Annotated in this window: 1 protein-coding gene; it reads right to left on the reverse strand. The window is 76.2% G+C overall.

What is annotated here, in order from left to right; translation table 11 throughout:
- Positions 1 to 164: 164 nt before the first annotated feature.
- Positions 165 to 513: hypothetical protein (locus DBV35_RS29180; RefSeq protein ID WP_205648937.1), on the reverse strand; the 349-nt coding region annotated here is incomplete at its 5' end.

The raw sequence follows: 513 nt of genomic DNA on the forward strand, positions 1-513 counted from the left end.
GACGCTCTTCCGATCTGGGCCAGCCCGGCGCGGAAGACCTCGGGGTCACCGCCGCGGTCGGGGTGGTGGGTACGGACGAACGAGCGGTAGGCCGACCGCTGAGCGGGGGTCAGGCCCCCGTGCCCGCCGGGATCCGGCTCGTCCATCCCGTACCCACCTCCACCTCAGGAGACCTCCACGTCCGCGACCGTCACGTCGACGGGGACCCCGTCGACCAACGGCGCGAGGGACGCCCGCAGCGCCGCGACGGTAGCCGGGATCGGCCGGTCCAGACGCAGCACCACCCCGATCTCGACCGGTTCGTCGGTACGGCCGACGAGCACACCGACCAACCGCCGCCCGGACAGCCAGGTCGCGACGGTCCCGAAGGCACCGCCGTCGAGCCGCACCACCGACGGGTGCGCCACGACGGCCTCGGCGACCAGCTCGGCCAGCGCGGCCGGTGCCGGTTCCCGGCGCCGCTGCGCGGCGACCTCCGCCGCACCGGGCGGACCGGTGACGACGGCGGCGGGG

The organism is Acuticoccus kandeliae, assembly GCF_003073115.1.